The sequence below is a fragment of the Priestia sp. TSO9 genome (genome assembly GCF_021029645.1).
In the GTDB taxonomy this organism is placed as follows: domain Bacteria; phylum Bacillota; class Bacilli; order Bacillales; family Bacillaceae_H; genus Priestia; species Priestia megaterium_E.
Window position 1 is genome coordinate 1578409 of sequence record NZ_JAJEKD010000015.1, and the last position, 21890, is coordinate 1600298.

Consider the following 21890-nt stretch of genomic DNA (forward strand, 5'->3'; position numbering starts at 1 on the left):
TAAGTCTTATTTATATTGTACACCAAGAAAGAGGAGAATTAAACGGATTTAACCCATTCTTCTACAGTGCCAAGTGCTTTTTCAATTTGGCTAGCGTCTTTTCCTCCAGCTTGCGCCATGTCAGGGCGTCCGCCTCCGCCTCCGCCGCAAATCGTCGCTACTTCTTTAACAAGTTTGCCAGCGTGATGGCCTTTAGCAATTAAATCTTTTGTTACACCTGCAATAATATTTACCTTTTCACCTTGTGGAGAAGCTAATACGATCACAGCGGATTCTAATTTTTGTTTTAAATCGTCAACCATTGCACGAAGGTTATTCATATCCGTTGCATTCACTTTCGCTGCTAGGACATTTACACCATTAATGTTTTGTACGCGGTCAACGAGATTGCCAGCTTCAATATTGCCAAGCTTTGTAGATAGTGAATCATTTTCACGCTGAAGATTACGAATTTCTTCTAGCAATCCTTCAACTCGCCCTACTAAATCACGCGGGTTGGATTTTACTTTTGCCGCAGCTTCTTTTAGTAAGCCTACTTGATCGTTCATTAACTGATAGGCAGCTTTTCCAGTTACAGCTTCAATGCGTCGAGTACCTGCACCGATTCCGGATTCTGATACAATTTTAAATAAACCGATAACAGACGTATTTGGTACGTGACATCCACCACATAATTCTAAGCTGTAGTCGCCTACTTGTACTACGCGCACGACATCTCCGTATTTCTCACCAAATAGCGCCATTGCACCCATCGCTTTTGCTTCGTCAATTGCTTTGTTTTCAATTTGTACAGAGATGCTGTCCCAAATCTTTTCATTAACGATTTGTTCAATTTTCTCAAGCTCTTCCTGTGTCACTTGACCAAAGTGAGAGAAGTCAAAGCGCAAGCGATCCGCTGTTACTAAAGAACCCGCTTGATTAACATGCGTTCCTAACGTATCTTTTAATGCTTGATGCAATAAATGCGTTGCCGTATGGTTTTTCACAATCGCACTGCGGTTTTCTTCATCAAGCGCCGCCGTATATGTTTCACCTTTGACAAGCTCACCGTTTGTTACAGCTACCGTTTGGACATTTTGGCCGTTTGGCGCTTTTTGAACGTCTTTTACTTCAGCTGTTCCTGAAGCACTTTGAATCGTACCTTGGTCCGCAATTTGACCGCCGCTTTCTGAGTAGAATGGCGTGCGGCTTAAGATGACTTGCGCTTCTGTTCCAGCTTCAGCGCGGTCAACAAGCTCACCGTCTACAATAATTGCTTCAACAACTGTTTCTACTTCATTTTTATCATAACCAACAAACTCACTTGCAACGGTTACTTCACCAAGTACGCCGCCTTGAACTTGCATAGAGCTAGAATCTTGACGAGCAGCACGCGCACGCTCACGCTGTGCTTCCATTTCGCGTTCAAAACCTGCATGATCAATTTTCATGTTCTCATCTTCTGCATATTCTTCCGTTAATTCAACAGGGAATCCATACGTGTCATATAAACGGAAAACATCTTCGCCTTGTACCATATCACTGTTTTGCGCTTTTTCTTTTTTAATAACGGTTGCCAAAATAGCTAGTCCGTCATTTAACGTTTCGTGAAAACGCTCTTCTTCATTTTTTACTACGCGCTGGATAAAATCCGTTTTTTCCTTTACTTCCGGATAGAAATCAACCATGATTTCACCTACTACCGGCACTAGTTCGTACATGAACGGACGATTAATGTTTAGCTTTTTAGCATAGCGAACTGCTCGGCGTAACAAACGGCGCAGCACATACCCACGGCCTTCATTTGAAGGAAGCGCACCATCACCTACAGCAAATGTTACCGTACGAATATGGTCAGCAATAACTTTAAATGCCGTATCTTGTTCATCGTTTGTACGATATTTAGCGCCTGAAATGTTTTCTGTTGCTTCAATAATCGGCATAAACAAATCTGTATCAAAGTTTGTTTGCACGTCTTGAATAACAGAAACCATACGCTCTAAGCCCATTCCCGTATCGATGTTTTTCTTTGGAAGCGGCGTGTACGTGCCATCAGGATTGTGATTAAATTGAGAAAATACAAGGTTCCAAATTTCTAAATAACGCTCATTTTCTCCACCTGGATATAATTCCGGATCAGTTAGGTCATTTCCATATGCTTCTCCGCGATCATAAAAGATCTCTGTATTTGGACCACTCGGACCTTCTCCAATATCCCAGAAATTACCTTCTAAACGAATGATGCGCTCTTTAGGCACGCCCATTTTTTCATTCCAAATCTTAAATGCTTCTTCATCCTCGGGATGAACTGTTACAGATAGCTTATCTGCGTCGAATCCAATCCATTTATCGCTCGTTAAGAATTCCCATGCCCATTGGATGGCTTCTTCTTTGAAATAATCACCGATAGAGAAATTACCAAGCATTTCAAAAAACGTATGATGGCGAGCCGTTTTACCCACGTTTTCGATATCGTTTGTACGAATGGATTTTTGTGCGTTACAAATACGCGGATTTTGAGGAATAACACGACCATCAAAATATTTTTTTAATGTAGCTACTCCACTGTTAATCCATAATAAAGATGGATCTTCATGCGGAACTAAAGATGCGCTTGGTTCTACATCATGGCCTTTTTCTTTAAAGAAATCTAAATACATTTGACGAACTTGTGCTGACGTCAGTTTTTTCATGATTGGTCCTCCTTTAATACTCTTCTTATTTATAGACAAAAAAATGATGACATAAAAGCATCTATTTTCTCTGTGTACAAAAGCAATTGCTAGTTATTTGCACACAAAAAAACTCTCATCCCTGTAGCAGGGACGAGAGTTGAACTCGCGGTACCACCCTGATTATAAATGCCAAAAGCATTTATCACCTTCATAGCGTTAACGTTGCTGACACGGCAGGTTTTAGCCTGCACTCTGGACTAGCGTTCCGCTGCTCTTTGTTTAGCGCTTCTTTCAGCCAAGGAAGCCCTTCTCTAAAAACCAGTGTGCAACGTACTCGATCCATCATTGTGTTTAAAATATGTAGCGTTTTCTTATGGCGATATTATGACAAATTAACCGCTCTTTGTCAATGTTTGAGCGTATAAGAGCGGATATGCAAAATAGATATTTTAATGACTGCTAAAATTGGCACAGCCAAAATGAGACCCAATACTCCTCCAAATTCTCCTCCTAAAAGGAGCGCAAGCATGATAAACAAAGGATGAATATGAAGGCTCTTTCCTACGATAAGCGGAGACAGCACATTTCCCTCTAGAAACTGCAGCACAAAGATTATAATGACAATGGTAATAACCAACTTTATCGAGATTGTGGCTGCAATAATAGCCGCTGGAACCGCACCAATAATCGGGCCAAAATAAGGGATGATATTCGTTACGCCAATAATGAAGCCTAAAAGAAGTGCATAAGGTACATGAAAGAACCACAGTGCCGCTGTGGCAATCACACCAATAATGAGACAAACAAAAAATTGCCCTCTAATGTAATTGCCGAGTGATTCATTCACATCCGATAAAAAACGTTCACCTGGTTTGTGCCACTTTTTAGGCGTGACATAAGCTGTTGCTTTCTTAATAGAGGAAAAATCCTTCAGCATATAAAAAACAATAAATGGAATAATGATTAAAATCAAAAAAGAGGTAATCAATGACTTTAATCCTTCCGCCACTTTTGTAAGCCACACGTTGAGCGTAGCCTCTACATCATCAATGCTGCCTTCAATTTTCTCATGTACACCGTTTGGAAGTGAAGTTGTACGATCATGAATCGATTCTACCCAATGTCTATATGTATTCGTAAAATGAGGCAGCTGTTCGTTTAAATCTTTTACTTGTTCCACAAAAATAGGGTACGACTTATAGGCTCCAAACCCGATTCCTCCAAAAAAGATGATGTAGATCAGTAAAATAGCTAGAGGACGAGGCACGCCTTTATCATGCGTTTTTTCAATAAGCGGATGAAGTAAATATGTAATGAATGCTGCAATAAAAAAAGGCAGCAGTGCTTTCAAAAACATGTAAATAACAGGAAGCCATAAAAACTGGACTTTAAAAAAGACTAATATGCACAGCAGCGCTAATAACAGCAGTCCGAATCTATAGAACCATTTGAATGAACTATCTTTCAACGTAAACTCCTCCTCTCTTCTATTTTTTGATAAAGAAAGGAGTTTATACATGCAGTTGTCTCTTCTGCCTGCAAAAAAGCACTATTGCAGCTCAGTGCAATAGTGCTTTTTTTATTAGTGAATAGCTTTCATCATACGTTTACGCATTTTTTTCATATTTCTTTTTGTAAACATCTCTCGATCATCTGCCATTTTAAATGCATAAGCTCCAAGACCGAAAGCGACTACTGACGGAATGATTCTGCCCATTGCTCTTCCTCCCGGTAAAAAAGAATTAGAAATTGATTGTGCGCTCGTCGTCTGAGAATAAATCATCAAGCGAGCTCAATGTTCCATCTTCTTCTACTTGGTGAGTATTAATTTGTCCTTTTGAAATAGTCATTTCAATAAAACAATTCCAGCAGTAATACTGATTTACACCAATTTTGCCAACGTCAATACTTTTACAGTTTGGACATTTAAACAAAGTCGACACCTCTTTATACGTTCTACTTATATAAACGCATTATGTCCACTTCTTTCCATGTCCATACTTTATTTTCTGACAATTAGCAAAGAAGGATGGCAACAAAGGAGTTTATTTAACTCTTTGTTAGCATGCGAAAGGTTACATGAAATCATACGGCGTAACGTTTTCCATCCCAATATTTGCATCTTTCATAAATGGAATTTCAGGATCTTCTATGTCGTTATCCAAGCTTTCTCGAAGCAGCGGCTGTAAATTCGTTTGGCGAACGCTGTCTTCATTTCGGCTAACTCCAAGCTGAAACGCTTCGTCTTCTCCGCATAAAATTAAAAACTGTTTGCTTCGCGTAACGGCGGTATAAAGTAAATTGCGTCGCAGCATCCGGTAATAGCTTTTAACAATTGGAAGCACAACAATGGGAAATTCACTTCCCTGTGATTTATGAATGGAACAGCAGTATGCATGAGTTATTTGATTAAAGTCTTGCTTTGTGTAAGTTACTTCATTTCCTTCATATGAAATAACCAGCATATCCTGTTTTTCCGTATTTTCTTTGGCAAAGAAAACCGAAACGATTTCTCCCATATCTCCGTTAAATACGTTGCTATCCGGCTGATTTACAAGCTGCAGCACTTTATCTCCGACTCGGTACGTAATATCTCCGTGCTTAAGCTCTCTTCTTTGCTCAGAAGCCGGGTTAAATAATTCCTGAAGAACTTCATTCAGTTTATCAATCCCTGCAGGACCTTTATACATAGGAGCTAAAACTTGAATATCTTTAGCCGTATAGCCTTTTTTTAACGCATTCCCGCAAACTTGTTGCACAACGTTCGTAATGTGCTGTCCTTGACAACGAATAAAGGAACGATCTCCTTGCTGCCTCGATAAGTCTTCCGGAAGCTTTCCTTTTTTTATTTCATGAGCCAAATCAATAATTGACGATCCTTCCGCTTGCCTGTATACATCTGTCAGACGGACGGTAGGAACTACTTCTGAACTCAGCAAATCTTTTAACACCTGGCCCGGACCTACTGAAGGAAGCTGATCTTCATCTCCAACTAAAATAACCTGTAAATTAGCAGGAAGAGATTTAAACAGCTGATGAGCAAGCCACAAATCTACCATTGATACTTCATCTACAATCAGTAATTTTCCGTCAATTGGATTTTCCTCATTATGATCAAATCCTTCTTGTCCGTTCCATTTTAATAATCGGTGAATCGTAACTGCCGGAAGTCCCGTCGCTTCGCTCATTCGTTTAGCAGCTCGTCCCGTCGGTGCCACAAGTAAAACAGGAAAAGCCTCATCTTTTTTATAGTCCCCTGGATTTAACGAACATCCGTGAAGTTCTGCATAAAGTTCGACTATTCCTTTAATAACCGTTGTTTTCCCTGTACCTGGTCCCCCTGTTAAAAGAAGCATTGGAGACATTAAAGCGGTTTGTATACCCTTGCGCTGAGACGGTGCATATTGGACGTCTAACCGCTCTTCTAGTTCACCCAGAGCCAATAAGAATTCTGATTCCGGAAACTGCTCTTCGTACTGCGTTTGAGCCATAATTTTTTGAATAGCTTTAACCAACCCTTTTTCAGCATAGAAAAGGGGAGGAAAATAAATTTTTTCGTCTTGAATGATAAGCTTTTTATCTGCTTTTAATGCGTCCACTTCTCTTGTAAGATCCATTTCAGACAGATTCTCATGCCTGCTTTTCCGAAGAAGCTCTGCTGTTTTTCCATACAGCTGTTCTGCCGTAACGTATACATGCCCCATTTGATTGCATTCTTGCTCAATGACGTATAAAATACCTGCACGCAAACGATCAGGATGATTAGTTGCCATACCAAGCCTCTTTCCAAGTTCATCGGCCCTGCTAAAACCAATACCTTGAATATCTTCTACGAGCTGGTAAGGATTATTTTGAACAATTTCAAGCGCTTCTTGTTTGTACGCTTGGAAAATCTTCATCGAAAGCTGCGGTCCAAACCCGAGGTCTGTCAGCTTTACCATTACTTCTTCTAACCCTTGATGTTCACGAAGCTGCGTGACTAAAGCTTCTGCCTTGTCAGCTGAAAGCCTCGGAACCTCTTTTAGCACAGACTCATTTTGCAAAATACGAAAAATAGCGCGTTCTCCTAGGGCGTCCACAATGTTTTCAGCGGTTTTTTTACCGATTCCGTGAAATAAATCGCTAGACAGGTACTGAACAACCCCTTGCCTTGATTGCGGAAGTTCTTTTTTGAACTGTTCAACATGAAACTGCAGGCCAAACTTTGGATGCTCTTTGAAGTCTCCGTAAAACGTGTATACTTCATCTTCATTGAGCTTAGGAAAATAACCTGTGACGACCGTTTCTTTATCTTCAATCTCTAAATTTGTTTTTTTGATCCGTATCCGCGTAACGTTATATAAGTTTTCTTCGTTATGAAAGACGGTTACAATCGACGTGCCGCTTATATAATGATGTTCTGGCTGTGAAGGGTTCACTTGTTCTTCGTTCATGTTATCCTTCCTTTACCCGCTTTCTTAATGTTCTAATGTAGACAGAACTTGTTTGGCATTTGCTGCCATTACGTGATCTGGCTGCACGTTTAAAGCTTCATCTAACATCTCAATCGCCTTGTCTTTGTCATCTTTCATAGCATAAGCTACGCCTAAATTATAAAAAGCATCGGCATGTTCTGGCTCTTGATTGACTACCTTAAGAAATTCAGCAATTGCTTCATCTACCATTTCGAGCTGTGCTAAACAAAGACCGTACTGAAATTTTGCTTCTACATCATGTTCGTTTAGTTCTACCGCCCGCTGAAGATAAGGCATCGCGAAACGAATTTCTTCCATATGAAACAGCGTTAAACCAAGCATAAAGTACGCATCGGATGAATCTAAGCCTTTTTTGATTGCTAAATCAAAGTAGTGCTTTGCCTGCTCAAGCTGCTCTGCATTAAAATAAATATTTCCTGCTCCGTAATACGCTGTTGCCGTTTCTTCATCTAATTCAATCGCACGTTCATAAAATTTCAAAGCACGATCCATCTCACTAACAGCCGCTAACAAATTGCCAAAATTCACATACACAATTGGATCTTTTGGATTATCTTCAATTGCTTCTGAAAATGTTTTAGCAGCCTCTTCAAATTTCCCTTCCTGCATATACTGAATTCCTAGCTGATTTTTATCTGTCATTTTTTCTTTCACTCCACTGTTTTAGTTATGATTTAAAAGATTTTCACATCATGAAAATCTACAATATGTAAGTTATTAGTTTACCCAATAAGTAAAGTATATCATAGAAAAACCTCAGCTATATACGGCCGAGGTTTTTCGTTCTTGCTTATATGAATTATACGTACCAGATTTGCTCTTCTTCTTGAAATACTTTGTCAATTGTTGCTCCGCCAAGACATTCATCGTCTTTATAAAACACAACTGCTTGACCTGGCGTAATTGCGCGAACAGGCTCAGCAAAAATAACTTTAATTGTATCATCATCGACTTTTTCAACAGTTACTGCTGAATCGGTTTGGCGATAGCGGAATTTTGCTGTACACGTCATTGGTGACGACCAGTCAAGGTCGCTTACCCAGCTAATATTGGTTGCTGTAAGAGATGTAGAATAGAGCAACTCATTGTGAAAGCCTTGATCGACGTACAAAACATTTTTTTCTAAATCTTTTCCGACTACAAACCAAGGTTCACCGCTGCCTCCAATACCTAAACCATGGCGTTGGCCAATTGTATAATACATGAGACCGTCATGCTTGCCTTTCACTTCGCCGTCAAGCGTTTGCATTACGCCTGGCTGAGCAGGAAGATACTGACTTAAAAATTCTTTGAAGTTGCGTTCTCCAATAAAGCAAATACCTGTGCTGTCTTTTTTCGTTGCTGTAGCAAGGCCTGCTTCTTTCGCAATTTCACGCACTTTTGATTTCTCAATTTCACCAATCGGGAACATTACTTTGGAAAGCTGATCTTGTCCTAATTGATTTAAGAAATACGTTTGATCTTTATTTCCATCTACGCCTCGAAGCATTTTATACTCCCCGTCGCGGTACGCAACGCGTGCATAATGTCCTGTCGCTAGATAATCTGCTCCTAGCGTCATTGCATGCTCTAAAAAGGCTTTGAATTTAATTTCTTTATTACACATTACATCAGGATTCGGTGTACGACCTGCTTTATATTCATCTAAAAAGTAGGTAAATACTTTATCCCAATATTGTTTTTCAAAGTTGACTGCATAGTAGGGAATACCAATTTGATTACATACGCGAATAACATCGTTATAATCTTCAGTCGCAGTACAAACGCCGTTTTCATCCGTATCGTCCCAGTTTTTCATAAAGATTCCGATCACATCGTATCCTTGTTGTTTTAATAAAAGAGCTGCTACAGATGAATCAACGCCTCCGCTCATTCCGACTACTACACGTGTATCTTTAGGTGATTTTGTCAACTTCGCCACCTCCGTTTTCTTCATTTTAATTAAATTGTTCGCTAAAAAGCGAAAGAAACGACACAAACCATCAGTGAGGGATGAAGACCCTACTGATGGCTGCTATTTACATCGTTAGTCGCTTAACGATGTTTGCTGTTTGACGTGCGGTTTTTTCAATTTGCTCAGCTGAGTTTCCTAAGCCAAAGCTAAATCGAATAGAAGTTGTTAAACGTTCAGACCCTTTTCCAAACATAGCTACAAGCACATGAGAAGGATCGATTGCTCCCGCTGTGCAAGCTGAACCGCTCGATGCCGCAATTCCTGCTAAGTCTAAATTTACGAGCATCGATTCAACATTTGTTTTTGGAAATGATAAATTTAACACATGTGGCAGAGCATTTTCAAGATGTCCGTTAATTTCAAACGAAATACCTTCTTCCTTCAATACAGCTACCATTGTTTCTTTGTATCTTCTATATTCATCTGCACGTGTTTGCAGCGTTTGTTGCGAAATTTTCACAGCTTCTTCAAACCCGACAATACTTGTCATGTTCTCAGTTCCAGCTCGTCGTTTGCGCTCTTGTTCTCCTCCAAATAGCAAAGGAGACAGTGAAACGTGAGCAGCTGCATATAAAAAGCCCATCCCTTTTGGTCCGTTAATTTTATGAGCAGAAACGGATAAAAGATCGACACCTAATTGTTGCACATTTAACGGAATTAATCCATAAGCTTGCACTGCATCCGTGTGGAAATATGCTCCATGCTCTTTTAATAGAACGCCAATTTCTCCAATTGGCTGAATAGCACCTACTTCATTATTTCCAAACATCACCGACACAAGAATTGTTTGATCGGTTAGGGCTGATTTTATGTCATCCACAGATACTTGTCCGTACTCATTAACTGGCAAGTAAGTCACTTCAAAGCCCTGTGTTTCTAAATATTGACACGTATGAAGCACAGCGTGGTGTTCAATTTGCGTGGTAATAATATGATTTCCTTTATGGCGGTTTGCAAGAGCGACTCCGATCAGTGCCATATTATCTGCTTCTGTCCCACCACTTGTAAAAATCAGTTCATTTTCGTGTGCTCCAATACTTGCTGCAATCGTTTGGCGAGCTTCGTCTAAATAGCGTCGACTTTCCCGCCCGTAGTGATGAATACTAGATGGATTTCCAAAGTACTCATGCATAAAAGTCGTCATTTTCTCAACGACTGCTGGATGTATTGGAGACGTTGCTGCATGATCAACATAAATACGTTCCAAAATAAACGCCTCCTAGCTCATTATTAAATATAAAACATATAAGACGCTTGATCATCATCAGAATGATTTGCTAAATCTTCAAGCGTTGTACTATCTAGCACTTCTTTAACTGCATCTCGAATACGAATCCACAGCTCGCGTTTTGCAGGCTCTTCATCTTCAATTCCTTCTACAGGACTAATAGGACCTTCTAAAACAGAAATAATATCGCCAGAAGTAATGTTAGCAGGTTCATGTGCTAAGATGTAACCTCCATAAGCTCCGCGCACGCTTTTTACAAGCCCAGCGTTACGCAACGGTGAAATAAGCTGCTCTAAATAATGCTCAGATAAGTCATGCGTTTGAGCAATAGTTTTAAGCGAGATAGGACCTTCGCCAAAGCGCTTCGCAAGCTCAATCATAATCGTTAAACCGTAGCGTCCTTTTGTTGAAATTTTCATACGATACACTCCTTCAATACACTTTTTTTATTTATGAAAAAAATAAGACCCTCACGTTGTCACTGAATGCTGTGATGAGTCGTTTTTTACTAAGCTATATGAACTTCTCTATACGCATTTCTTGCAAATGCAACTGTTGATATTATAACATACTATGCCTATAAGATAAATTTCCACCACCTATTCACCTCTTGTGATACAGTGAAAGAAAAGAAAGGAGAAAAACATGGCTACAAAACCTCTCGCATTTCGAATGCGTCCGACTCATTTAGATGACGTTATCGGACAGCAGCATTTAGTTGGCAAAGATAAAATGATTTATCGAATGGTAAAAGCAAATCACTTAAGCTCGATGATTTTATATGGACCTCCAGGCGTTGGAAAAACAACAATTGCCACAGCTATTGCAAAAACAACCAACACGGCGTTTCGTCAGTTAAATGCCGTTGTAAACAATAAAAAAGATATGGAAATTGTCGCCGAAGAAGCCAAAATGTCAGGCAAAGTAATTCTGCTGTTAGATGAAGTTCATCGCCTTGACAAAGCCAAGCAAGACTTTTTGCTTCCTTATTTAGAAAATGGCATGATCATTCTAATCGGAGCGACAACAAGCAATCCTTATCACGCAATTAATCCTGCTATTCGAAGCAGATGCCAAATCTTCGAATTAAAATCTCTTACGCCAGATGATATCAAAATGGCGCTAACAAGAGCACTCAACGACTCATCCAACGGATTTGGGGATAGAAAAATTATCGTAGAAGATGACGCCATGAACCACTTTTCCAATAGCTGTAACGGTGACGTGCGCTCGGCTTTGAATGCTCTGGAACTGGCTGTTTTATCAACAGGTGAAAGCGATGGTAAAATCGTTATTACCTTACAAACGGCAGAAGAATGTCTGCAGCAAAAATATTTTTCACATGATAAAAATGGTGACGCTCACTATGATGTATTATCGGCTTTTCAAAAATCGATTCGGGGCAGCGACGTAAATGCCGCTCTTCATTATTTAGGACGGCTAATTGAAGCAGGAGACTTGATCAGCATCAATCGTCGCCTTTTAGTCATTGCCTATGAAGACATTGGACTAGCTGATCCGGATGCCGGCATGAGAACTCTCGCAGCCATTCAAGCAACTGAGCGATTAGGACTCCCAGAAGCACGTATCCCGCTTGCAAATGCCGTTATTGAGCTTTGCCTATCACCGAAGTCCAACGCTGCTTACAAAGCATTAGATGAAGCGATAAGTGATATTAAAAAAGGGTTGTCCGGCGACGTTCCCCCTCATTTGAAGGATGCTCATTACAAAGGAGCAGAGAACCTTGGCCGAGGCGTTGAATATCAATATCCGCATGATTTTGATAACGGATGGGTCCTTCAACAGTATTTACCGGATCGCATCAAAAACAAACAATATTTTCATCCTAAACAAAATGGACAAGAAAAATACTTTTCAAAAGTTTTCAATCGTTTAGAGACATTAAAAAAAGAAAATGGCTGAAACTGTTGCTCAGTTTCAAAGCCATTTTCTTTTTTGTCTTTATCTATTAAGCTGCACTTTTAACGTCTTTTCGTTTTTTCGTTTTTGTTGAACCTTTAAAGTAGCTGTCTAAAAGTTTAGCGACTAAACGAGCGACTATGTTGAACAACAGAACCATAATGATTAGAATAGCAGCTGACTTTGTTGCAATCAATCTTGCATCAGGTACAATTCCTTCAGAGTTTAATTTCCAAATGTGGACGGCAAGCGTCTCTGCTGGTCGAAAAATATTAAACGGGTTTACAGGACTCGTTAAGTCAGCATTTGAATTTAACATCGGCGTCGTTAGGCCAGCCGTATAAATCAACGCAGCTGCCTCTCCAAAGATTCGTCCCGCTGTTAAAATAACACCTGTGATAATTTGTTGAATCGCTGATGGAATGACGACTTTGACAATTGTTTGCCATTTAGTCGCTCCCAACCCTAAACTGGCTTCTTTTACACTCGCAGGAACAGATGCAATCGCACTTTCACATACGCGCGTTAAACCCGGTAAATTTAAAATTGTAATCACAAGTGCTCCCCCGATAAGCGTATAGCCCCAGCCCGAAAATGTGACAAAAATTAATAATCCAAATAAACCAACTACAATGGACGGTAATGACGCCATTGTTTCAATACATAAACGGACGAAATTTAAGAAACGACCTTGCTTCGCGTACTCCGCTAAGTAAATTCCGGCTCCTAAACCAAGAGGAATAGAAATGATCAGCGTTAAAACAAGCATGTAGAACGAGTTAAACAGCTGGGGGCCGATACCGCCTCCTGCCATCGTATTGCTTGGCTTTCCAAATAAAAAGTTTGGATCCCAAAATCCCCAGCCTTTAGCGATAATTTCAACAACTAAATACACTAATAGCGCCACAACTAGAGCGGCAATGCCATAAAAAATACCTGTCCATATATTATTTACTGTGCGTGCATTTTTGTTTCTCATTGATGAGCACCTCGTTTCCCAATTGCTCGGATAATTAAAATGAACACGAAAGAAATAAGCAGTAAAATCATGGCTAACGTCCACAATGCGTTATTCCATGCCGTTCCGTTTAACGTATTAGACATATCCATTGTTAAAATACCTGTTAATGTTGCCGTTGGGCTATATAAGCTTTCAGGAAGCTTAACCGTGTTTCCGATAACCATTTGAACAGCTAGCGCTTCTCCGAATGCACGGGCAAGCCCTAACACGATACCTGTTAAAATACCTGTTTTAGCAGATGGAATAATGACTCGGCTAATTGCCTGCCATCTTGTTGAACCTAGTCCATAAGAAGCTTCTAAATATTCAGGTGCTACACTTCGAATTGCATCGTCAGCAATACTTGCAATTGTCGGAAGAATCATGACGCTTAAGACAATAATTCCAGCAATCAAACTAAAGCCCACTCCGCCGAAATTATCGCGAAGAAGCGGTACTAAAATGGTAACGCCTAAAAGACCGTATACCACTGAAGGAACTCCGACCAAAAGTTCTAAAACCGGTCGTAAAACCGTTGAACCAAATTTAGGCGAAATATAGTTGTTAAAAATGGCGATAGCAATTCCAATTGGAGCACTTATAATAACGGCTCCGATTGATACAAGCATGGAACCCAGAATAAACACAAGTGCCCCGTATTCTTTATTGTTTGGGCTCCATTTTGTTGAAGTCAACATTTCACCGATTGATATATTGCTTTGTAAAAATGACTGTATGCCTTTTTCACAAATAAATACGATAATAGCTAACGTAACCAGTACAATTAAAATACCGCAAAATGTAGAAAGCGTACGGCCAATGTATTCGCTTTTTACATAATTAATGGATTTTTTCCCCTTCATCGCTCTGTCTCCTTACATATTCAGTATATATTCGCTTTTCTTTTTATTTGCTATATACTTTATTAACATTCAAATAGAATAAGACTGACTGTGTTAGTCAGCCCTATTCTTTTTAAAAACACTCTTATTTTTTGAACTCAGTCATTGGAATATATCCCATATCTTCTACTTGCTTAGCAAAGTCTTTACCAGCTACATAGTCAATGTACTCTTTTGCACCATCTTTTGGTTCACCATTTGTAATCATGTACTCATAAGACCAGAACGGATATTTTTTAGAAACAATATTTTCTGTTGTTGGCTCCACACCATCAATATTAAGCATTTTTAAACTTTCTTTTTTATCGCCAATTAAATACGACATAGCAAGGTAACTTACTGCTCCTGGCGTTGAGTTTACTGATTGCTCAACCGCTCCGTTTGAATCTTGAGCTGTACCAACGCTGTCATTTACTTTTGCGTCACCCATTAATGTTTTGTCGAATGTAGCACGTGTACCAGATGATGCTGGACGGTTGATTACGTTAATTTTTTCGTCGTTTCCGCCAACTTCTTTCCAGTTTTTAATTTCGCCAGAGAAAATCTTTTGAATTTGCTCTTTTGTTAACGATTCTACTTTTACATCTTTATTTACAACAAGTGCGAACCCAATGCCCGCTACTTTCGTATCGACAAGTTTATCTGCTTTTGATTTATCTTCGATTTTATCGGCTGCTGGAACGTCAGAGTTTCCAATGTCAACTGCTCCTGATGCTACTTGGTTAACACCAGTTCCACTACCTCCACCTTGTACCGTTACTGAAAGGTTTGGATATTTTTCAGTAATTCCATTCGCTGCTTCTTCTGCAAGTGGTTGTAAAGCCGTAGATCCCGCCGCTGTTAACGTACCTGATACTTCTTCTTTGCTGCCCGAACCACTGTCGTTGCTTGCTCCGTCTTTACCACATGCTGCTAGTGCTCCTACCATTAAAAAAGCTGCTAATGTTACTTTAAAACCCTTTGTTTTCATTACATTACCCTCCAATAAATATATGTGTAATTAGTACTAGTCCTTTGTACTCGAACAACAGGTACAAGACACATTATACGAGTAGATTGTTGTCTTTATATGAAGTGAATTTTAAGTTACTGTAAACTTACTTATTTGGGGTTTATTTTTTCTTATTTCTATCAAAACCCTTGATATATAAGACTTTCTGAATATTACTGTAGAAGATAAAAAAGAAAGAAAGCGAAAACGTAAATTTTATGTAAATAAAGCGTTAAATAAATTTACATAAATCTCTTTTTTTAATACAGTGTAAATTCACCATCAAGCCATATTTTTCAATTTATTAGTACTTTTTATACATATCAAACAGAAGATTCCATCCAAAGCATAAATAGAACAGATATTTCCATAAAAAAAAGAAGGCTGCGATAGCCTTCTTTTTATTGATCACCTACGCGGCGAATCTTAATATCGCTTAATAATTCATTGATAACATGACCGCCCATAATTAATCCTGCTACAGATGGAACAAAAGCATTAGAAGATGGGGGCATTTTTGCTTTTCGAATTTGCGCTTGATCGTTTCCTACTTCTTTGCGAACTTCTTCGCGAATAACGATTGGACGTTCATCAGAAAAAACGACGTTAATCCCTTTGCGAATTCCTTCTTTACGCAGACGAGTACGAACCACTTTTGCAATTGGATCTGTATGTGTCTTTGAAATGTCTGCAATTTTAAAACGTGTTGGATCCATTTTATTCGCAGCACCCATACTTGAAATAATCGGAATATCACGTTTTAAACATTCTTTCATTAAATGAATTTTATACGAAATCGTATCGGATGCATCCACTACGAAGTCCGGTTTGTAACTAAAGAACTCTTCATATGTTTCTTCCGTATAAAACATTTGAAGAGAAACGACGTCACAGTCTGGGTTAATATCTAAAATACGCTGTTTCATTAATTCTGTCTTGGGCTGACCTACCGTAGAAAGCAGCGCGTGAATTTGACGATTTACATTGGTAATATCAACGTCGTCTTTGTCTACAAGAATTAAACGACCTACTCCTGACCGAGCCAAAGCCTCAGCAGAAAACGACCCTACTCCTCCTATCCCTAAAATAGCAACTGTGCTGCCTTTTAAAGTAGCTAGCCCTTCTTTTCCTATCGCCAGTTCATTACGCGAAAACTGATGCAACATGTTAAAACACTCCTCTATTAAATACACTAACGTGTATGAATAATTCAAATAAACAACGAAATTGACTATACCATATTTTTAGCAAAACGAACATGAGCATTCGTTATTTATCCATAAAAAAACTCTATGCAAATAATTACATAGAGGATTTTTTATATGTATGCTAGTCCCGATCGTGCCGTCTCGAGTGCCTTCGTTTTGAACCCGCTCTCGGCAGGTGGGTGCTCTGCTTTAACCATTGTAAGTCCTCGAGATGAGGCATGTACGCTCGTTAAAAACTCCGAGCTCCCAAGCAAAAAATTGTTCGGTCAAAACTGGATTAAGGACGAACACATCAGGACTATTTAGTTCTTGAAAGTATCTTATCACAGAAAAAATCACTTTGCAATTAATAAGTAAAACAAAAAAATCGAGCCTGTCACTGGAACGTGAAAGGCTCGATTTAACAGACGGTTCAATCGATTACGCTTCTGTTTTTTGCTTTTTTACCTGCAAATGCAGCTCGTCTAATTGCGCTTCACTTACTTCACCAGGTGCATTTGTTAATAGACAGCTTGCACTTGCTGTTTTAGGGAAGGCAATTGTATCACGCAAGTTTGTGCGTCCTGCTAGAAGCATAACTAAACGGTCAAGACCTAACGCAATTCCGCCGTGAGGAGGAGTACCGTATTCAAATGCTTCAAGTAAGAAACCAAACTGCTCATATGCTTCTTCTAATGTAAATCCAAGCGTTTTAAACATTTTTTCTTGAATATCACGCTCGTAAATACGTAAAGATCCTCCGCCAAGTTCGTAGCCATTCAATACTAAGTCATATGCTTGTGCACGGACTTGTCCAGGATCGCTTTCTAACATTGGTAAATCTTCACGAACTGGCATTGTGAATGGATGATGAGCCGCGTAGTAACGGTTGTCTTCTTCGTCATGCTCAAGAAGAGGCCAATCTGTTACCCATAGGAAGTTAAATTTCGTTTCATCAATAATTCCTTGTTCTTTTGCAAGCTTTAGGCGAAGAGCGCCAAGTGCATCTGCTACAACTGACTTTTTATCAGCTACAAATAAAAGTAAATCTCCTTCTTCCGTTTGAAGAGCTTCCGCAAATTGCTTTTGCTCATCTTCATTGAAGAATTTTGCAATCGGTCCTTTTAAGCCGTCAGCTTCAACTTTCAGCCATGCTAACCCTTTAGCACCGTAAATTTTCACGAACTCTGTTAGAGCATCGATATCTTTACGTGAATAGCTAGAAGCGGCACCTTTTACGTTAATGGCTTTTACTTCTCCGCCGTTTTCAACTGCTGCGCTAAATACTTTGAACCCGCAGTCTTTCACAAGCTCTGATAAGTTGACTAGCTCCATTTCAAAACGTGTATCCGGCTTATCTGAACCGTAGCGACTCATCGCTTCATCATATGACATGCGCGGGAAAGGGGTCGTTATATCTAAATCTTTTACGCGCTTCATTACTTTAGACATCATTTCTTCCGTCATTGTCATGATGTCCTCTTGAGATAAAAATGATGTTTCAATATCGATTTGAGTAAATTCAGGCTGACGATCTGCACGCAAGTCTTCATCACGGAAGCAGCGAGCGATTTGATAATAACGCTCAACTCCGCTTACCATTAGCAGCTGCTTGAAGATTTGCGGTGATTGAGGAAGAGCATAAAACTCCCCTTCGTGCACGCGGCTTGGTACAAGATAATCACGTGCGCCTTCTGGCGTACTTTTCGTTAAAATAGGTGTTTCAACATCTAAAAAGTCATTTTGATCTAAGAAGTCACGAATTGTTTTTGTAATGTCATTGCGCATTTTAAGCGTGTTAAACATCTCAGAACGTCGAAGATCTAAATAACGATATTTTAATCGAACATCTTCTGATACTTCCGTTTGATCCGCAATAGCAAAAGGAGGTGTTTTGGCTTTGTTTAATACCGTAATCTGCTCAGCGTGAACTTCAATTTTACCTGTTTTTAAGTTCGGGTTAACGGTTCCCTCTTCACGAGCTACAACAGTTCCTTGCACTTCCAGTACAAATTCATTACGTACATCTTCAGCAATTTTTAGCGCTTCAGCAGATTTTTCAGGATTAAATACAACCTGTACAACTCCGCCGCGGTCGCGTAAATCAATAAAGATTAATCCCCCTAAATCACGGCGTTTTTGAACCCATCCTTTTAATAGAACTGTTTCGCCAGTTGCTTGTTCTGTTACATCACCACAGTAGTATGAACGTTTTGTCATCATGGTTCCCCCTTATACTTGTTCTTGCAAATAGCTGACCAATTGATCAATTGATACTTCTTGCTGTTCGCCAGATTCCATATTCTTTACGTTTACAACTTGTTTTGCTAGCTCATCTTCACCTAGAACAACAACAAATTTTGCTTGTACACGATCAGCTGCTTTAAACTGAGCTTTCATTTTTTTATCTTGATAATCTTTATCGGCTACAAAGCCTGCACGTCGAAGCGTATTCACAATTGAAACGGATTTTTCTTTTGCTTCATCGCCCATAGTTACTACATAGCAATCTACGCCTGTTTCTACCGGAAGCTCAATTCCTTCTGCTTCCAATGCAGATAATAAGCGTTCGATACTTAAAGCGAATCCGATACCCGGTGTTTCAGGTCCGCCGATTTCTTGAATCAGCCCATTATAACGGCCTCCGCCACAAAGAGTTGTAATGGCGCCAAATCCTTCTGCTTCACTCATTAGTTCAAATGCTGTGTGATTATAATAATCTAACCCGCGTACTAGCGTCGGATCTACAACATAGTCAATGTCTAAATCGGTTAAGTACTGCTGTACTTTTTCAAAATATTCTTTTGAATAGTCATTTAAATAATCAAGAATAGACGGCGCTGTAGCCATCAGTTCATGGTCCCGATCTTTTTTACAGTCTAAAATACGAAGAGGATTTTTCTCCAATCTGCTTTGGCAGTCGCTGCAAAACTCTCCAATGCGAGGTGCAAAGTGGTCAATAAGCGCTTGACGGTGAGCTTGACGACTTTCTGTATCTCCTAAACTGTTAACAACCAACTTTAATTTTTTCAATCCAAGCGATTGGTAAAAGCTCATTAACAGGGCAAGAACTTCAGCATCAATAGCTGGATCATTTACCCCTAATGCTTCTACACCAAACTGAACGAATTGACGGAAACGTCCCGCTTGAGGTCGTTCATAGCGAAACATAGGGCCAATATAAAACAGCTTGGTTGGCTGCGTTGGATTTCCAAACATCTTATTTGACACAAATGATCGTCCAACTGCAGCTGTTCCTTCTGGGCGAAGCGTTAAGCTGCGGTCACCTCGATCTTTAAATGTGTACATTTCTTTTTGCACGATATCTGTTGTTTCTCCCACTCCGCGCAAAAATAATTCAGTGTGTTCAAACATTGGTGTACGAATTTCTTGGTAGTTGAACGCACGGCAGATTTCTCTTGCTCGCTGTTCAACAAACTGCCAATATTCTACTTTGCCCGGTAAAATATCTTGTGTGCCTCTAGGTATTTGAACTGACATAACGTGATATGCCTCCTATATTTAAAATTTACAATACAAAAAAACTCTCGCCTCTACTATTTTTCCATAGTAGGGACGAGAGTTGATCTCACGTGGTACCACCCTAATTGAAACATATGACATGTTTCCACTCATTTCGTTAACGCACGAACACGTTCATCTCCTACTAAGTTTCCCTTTTCAGAGTGAAGCCTCCTGAGTGTTCTTTCATAAAGTCATCATGTAGAAATGCTTTCAGCCTAAGACATTTCCTCTCTAGCCATGTGTCATCTTTACTACTTTTCTCGATCTTTGGCTTATCAATATAAAAATGTTATACATTCATTTTAATTTAGCAATTGCTTTCTATATTACGAATGAAATGAGCAGTTGTCAAGCACCTTTCATGTTAAGAGCGGTCTAATTGTTTTCTTAGTTTCTGAATATCTCGAAGCGTTAAACCAAATTCAGAAGCCAATTCAAGGGATGAAGCTTCACTTTCTCTGTCAATAAAATCATGAAAATGAATGCCAAATACCGGATTTACCTGCTGAAATGATTGTTCACCTTTTTCACTAAACTTCATTGTTTCTTCCTCCCTGCCTACACTTACTTATCCTTTTATTAGCATTGCCCAAAAAAGATGTTTTTACATAAGAGAAAGGATTTTTTTTATTTTCATCGAATACTCTATTTTGTTATAAAAAGGAGGTCTATCTATTCGCCATCTTAACATGAAGTCTGTATCTGTTTTGACTGCAAGTATCCTTTTGTTACTGTGCTCGTCCTCATTTGAGCGCCCAAATGTACCGGTGCATCAACCCATTATTGTAACAGCTGACTCTCTTCATGTACGCAGCGGTCCAGGACGTTCATTTTCAATTACAAATAAATTGACGAAGAATACAAGACTATCCGTTTCAGACCGTCAAGGAGATTGGTATTATGTAGAAAGCTCGGATATTCAAGGATGGGTGTTTAAAAAATTCACGAAAACCGTAGCGCTCAGCAGCGTTCAGCCTAGCATGCAGGTAGCGCAGCGCCAGCCTGTTTATACGCTGAGTAAAAGCTTGCGGCACCTAAAGGGCAAAACAATTATTATTGATGCAGGCCATGGAGGAAAAGACAAAGGAGCCATCGGCACACAGGGCACATATGAAAAAGACCTCACTCTCCGAACAGCACTTATTTTACAAAACAAACTTCAAAAAGAAGGCGCACACGTCATTTTAACCCGCACCCATGATGAGTACCTTCTACTTTCACAGCGCACGCTGCAATCGACTAAAGCAGATGCTTTTATAAGCATTCACTACAACAGTACGAACAGCTCACAGCTAACTGGCCTTATGACGTATTATTACCATCAGCATCAGGACAGTCCACTCACACATTCTATTCATCAGTCCCTTATTAATCATGCAAAATTGAAAGACAAAGGAGAACGTTTTGGAAACTATTATGTTCTTCGCGAAAATACACGTCCAAGTACATTAATTGAACTGGGCTTTTTAAGCAATGAACGGGAAGAAACGTATATTAATTCCATCAGTTATCAGCAAATGATGACGTCCGCTATCGCTGAAGGGTTAAATCATTACTTTCAAAGCAAAGAAAAAACGCAGGCTCATCTGTGAGTCTGCGTTTTTTCTTTGCTTTCTACAATAAGTGTGACCGGTCCGTCATTTGTAAATGATACGTCCATCATTTCACCAAATGCGCCGGTCTCTACTCGAACATTTTTTTCTGATAATACTTTATTAAAATAGTTGTAAAGCGTTACAGCATGATCTGGCCTAGCAGCTCCCATAAAGTTTGGTCTTCTGCCTTTTCGGCAATCTCCGTAAAGCGTAAATTGAGATACCGATAAAATTTCTCCTTCTACATCTAGAAGCGACAAATTCATTTTGCCAGACTCATCATCAAACACTCGCAAATTCACAATTTTATCTGCTACATACTCTGCATCAGCTTCAGTATCGTCATGGGTAATGCCCACTAAAAGCATATATCCGTGCTTAATCTCACCGACCGTCTCACCTGCAACAGTTACTTTTGCATTCTTTGCTCTTTGTACGACCACTCTCATGTATAACGAC

Annotated in this window: 19 protein-coding genes, 1 other RNA gene and 2 other annotated features; of the genes, 2 read left to right on the forward strand and 18 right to left on the reverse strand. The window is 39.5% G+C overall.

All coding sequences use genetic code 11. The features are described from left to right. Positions 1–38: 38 nt before the first annotated feature. The 9 genes from alaS to cymR all read right to left on the reverse strand — a co-directional run bounded on the left by alaS (position 39) and on the right by cymR (position 10730). On the reverse strand, positions 39–2672 hold the full coding sequence (gene alaS, locus LJC66_RS23410; RefSeq protein ID WP_230933631.1) for an alanine--tRNA ligase: 2634 nt from the start codon (positions 2670–2672) through the stop codon (positions 39–41). Positions 2673–2797: 125 nt separating this feature from the next. Next, positions 2798–3009 (reverse strand) — a binding site (T-box leader). Between the two features lie 51 nt (positions 3010–3060). After that, positions 3061–4122 carry an AI-2E family transporter gene (locus LJC66_RS23415; protein ID WP_013059290.1) on the reverse strand — a complete coding sequence of 354 codons (1062 nt, stop codon included), beginning with the start codon at positions 4120–4122 and terminating at the stop codon, positions 3061–3063. A 114-nt stretch (positions 4123–4236) separates the two neighbouring features. Beyond that, the gene (locus LJC66_RS23420) at positions 4237–4371 is read right to left on the reverse strand and encodes a YrzQ family protein (RefSeq protein ID WP_013059291.1); all 135 of its coding nucleotides are present in this window, start codon (positions 4369–4371) and stop codon (positions 4237–4239) included. Between the two features lie 25 nt (positions 4372–4396). Beyond that, the gene (locus LJC66_RS23425; RefSeq protein WP_013059292.1) at positions 4397–4588 is read right to left on the reverse strand and encodes a hypothetical protein; all 192 of its coding nucleotides are present in this window, start codon (positions 4586–4588) and stop codon (positions 4397–4399) included. Between the two features lie 141 nt (positions 4589–4729). Then, positions 4730–7087 carry an SF1B family DNA helicase RecD2 gene (gene recD2 / locus LJC66_RS23430; RefSeq protein WP_230933632.1) on the reverse strand — a complete coding sequence of 786 codons (2358 nt, stop codon included), beginning with the start codon at positions 7085–7087 and terminating at the stop codon, positions 4730–4732. A gap of 24 nt (positions 7088–7111) precedes the next feature. Beyond that, a complete protein-coding gene (locus tag LJC66_RS23435; protein ID WP_013085089.1) occupies positions 7112–7771 on the reverse strand; it encodes a tetratricopeptide repeat protein in 660 nt (219 codons plus the stop codon). A 157-nt stretch (positions 7772–7928) separates the two neighbouring features. Beyond that, the gene (gene mnmA, locus LJC66_RS23440) at positions 7929–9041 is read right to left on the reverse strand and encodes a tRNA 2-thiouridine(34) synthase MnmA (RefSeq protein WP_050688543.1); all 1113 of its coding nucleotides are present in this window, start codon (positions 9039–9041) and stop codon (positions 7929–7931) included. 106 nt (positions 9042–9147) lie between these two features. Further along, positions 9148–10290 carry a cysteine desulfurase family protein gene (locus LJC66_RS23445; RefSeq protein ID WP_230933633.1) on the reverse strand — a complete coding sequence of 381 codons (1143 nt, stop codon included), beginning with the start codon at positions 10288–10290 and terminating at the stop codon, positions 9148–9150. Positions 10291–10313: 23 nt separating this feature from the next. Next, positions 10314–10730: a cysteine metabolism transcriptional regulator CymR gene (gene cymR / locus LJC66_RS23450; RefSeq protein ID WP_013059297.1), complete on the reverse strand. Its 417-nt coding sequence runs from the start codon at positions 10728–10730 to the stop codon at positions 10314–10316. Between the two features lie 226 nt (positions 10731–10956). Here cymR and LJC66_RS23455 point away from each other — a divergent pair, with 226 nt between their 5' ends. Then, positions 10957–12234 (forward strand): replication-associated recombination protein A, encoded by a 1278-nt coding sequence (locus tag LJC66_RS23455; RefSeq protein ID WP_230933634.1) that lies wholly within the window; start codon positions 10957–10959, stop codon positions 12232–12234. 46 nt (positions 12235–12280) lie between these two features. Here the strand turns inward: LJC66_RS23455 and pstA are convergent, their stop codons facing one another. The 8 genes from pstA to LJC66_RS23495 all read right to left on the reverse strand — a co-directional run bounded on the left by pstA (position 12281) and on the right by LJC66_RS23495 (position 20377). After that, positions 12281–13210, reverse strand: coding sequence for a phosphate ABC transporter permease PstA (pstA, locus tag LJC66_RS23460; protein WP_014458145.1), 930 nt, complete (start codon positions 13208–13210; stop codon positions 12281–12283). Further along, positions 13207–14094 carry a phosphate ABC transporter permease subunit PstC gene (pstC, locus tag LJC66_RS23465; RefSeq protein ID WP_013059300.1) on the reverse strand — a complete coding sequence of 296 codons (888 nt, stop codon included), beginning with the start codon at positions 14092–14094 and terminating at the stop codon, positions 13207–13209. The genes pstA and pstC overlap by 4 nt, the downstream gene beginning before the upstream one ends. Before the next feature lie 124 nt (positions 14095–14218). Further along, positions 14219–15103 (reverse strand): phosphate ABC transporter substrate-binding protein PstS family protein, encoded by an 885-nt coding sequence (locus LJC66_RS23470; protein ID WP_230933635.1) that lies wholly within the window; start codon positions 15101–15103, stop codon positions 14219–14221. Positions 15104–15525: 422 nt separating this feature from the next. Next, entirely contained in the window at positions 15526–16290 is a 765-nt protein-coding gene (locus LJC66_RS23475) for a tRNA threonylcarbamoyladenosine dehydratase (RefSeq protein ID WP_121946033.1), read from the reverse strand. A 162-nt stretch (positions 16291–16452) separates the two neighbouring features. After that, positions 16453–16634, reverse strand: a non-coding RNA gene (gene ssrS, locus LJC66_RS23480) — 6S RNA. 118 nt (positions 16635–16752) lie between these two features. Further along, positions 16753–18531: an aspartate--tRNA ligase gene (gene aspS / locus LJC66_RS23485; protein ID WP_028410587.1), complete on the reverse strand. Its 1779-nt coding sequence runs from the start codon at positions 18529–18531 to the stop codon at positions 16753–16755. A gap of 12 nt (positions 18532–18543) precedes the next feature. Then, on the reverse strand, positions 18544–19812 hold the full coding sequence (gene hisS / locus LJC66_RS23490) for a histidine--tRNA ligase (protein WP_028410586.1): 1269 nt from the start codon (positions 19810–19812) through the stop codon (positions 18544–18546). Between the two features lie 68 nt (positions 19813–19880). Next, positions 19881–20113, reverse strand: a binding site (T-box leader). A gap of 87 nt (positions 20114–20200) precedes the next feature. After that, positions 20201–20377: a hypothetical protein gene (locus LJC66_RS23495; protein ID WP_013059305.1), complete on the reverse strand. Its 177-nt coding sequence runs from the start codon at positions 20375–20377 to the stop codon at positions 20201–20203. Positions 20378–20543: 166 nt separating this feature from the next. Between LJC66_RS23495 and LJC66_RS23500 the strand changes: the two genes are divergently transcribed. Then, positions 20544–21428 (forward strand): N-acetylmuramoyl-L-alanine amidase family protein, encoded by an 885-nt coding sequence (locus tag LJC66_RS23500; RefSeq protein ID WP_230933636.1) that lies wholly within the window; start codon positions 20544–20546, stop codon positions 21426–21428. On the opposite strand, the gene dtd is transcribed toward LJC66_RS23500, so the two are convergent. Further along, positions 21419–21880, reverse strand: a complete 462-nt coding sequence (dtd, locus tag LJC66_RS23505) for a D-aminoacyl-tRNA deacylase (protein ID WP_043976137.1) — start codon at positions 21878–21880, stop codon at positions 21419–21421. The genes LJC66_RS23500 and dtd overlap by 10 nt on opposite strands. Positions 21881–21890: the final 10 nt, after the last annotated feature.